Origin of the sequence: Pseudomonas sp. SF2 (assembly GCF_036858055.1) — a bacterium.
In the GTDB taxonomy this organism is placed as follows: Bacteria; Pseudomonadota; Gammaproteobacteria; order Pseudomonadales; family Pseudomonadaceae; genus Aquipseudomonas.
The window spans coordinates 1-539 of sequence record NZ_JAMBDI010000097.1; the positions used below are offsets into that span (position 1 = coordinate 1).

General features: G+C 54.9%; 1 protein-coding gene. It reads left to right on the plus strand.

Annotation, left to right across the window (positions count from 1 at the left end; genetic code table 11):
• Nucleotides 1-398 precede the first annotated feature (398 nt).
• Nucleotides 399-539 (plus strand): DUF3077 domain-containing protein (locus M2S36_RS25025; RefSeq protein ID WP_333958027.1); only part of this gene is annotated, 141 nt, incomplete at its 3' end.

The following is a 539-nucleotide window of genomic DNA, read 5'->3' on the forward strand; positions in this document are numbered from 1 at the left end:
GGCGCTCGATCTCACAGGCGACATCACTCTCAAGGCAGGCACCTGGCAGCCCTGACCGCCGCTACAGGCAGGCACTCTGACAGGTATTTCAGATATCCCCTACGACTCAGATCTGGTGATGCCTGACCTGAGGAAATACCCTACACGTTCTGTCGACAGGCATCTGATTGTTCCCGGATACACCGCCACTTAGGCTTTCTGGGTCGCTGAAATCTAGCGATGCGGGTGTGGAAACCCGGTCAATCTTCAAGTGCCTGTCGTAATGGCAGCTGTGTGCGGGAGGCCGTTTGGCCTACCGGGTTCCTTGAAGGCCGGTTTTCCACCCTGCATACAGTTGCCGCCTTTCGTGTGGAAACGGCGGTGGCAACTCCTTCAACCTTCAAGGAATTGCTATAAAAATGACTACAGACGACACCCAATTCACCGTCGGCAAGACCACTTTCTTTCAAGGTGAAAACCAGACCCACCCATTATTTCGCATCGAAGCGGGCATTCCGTGCCGAGACGCCCGTGATCAGGCTTCGGAACTGATGGGCTAT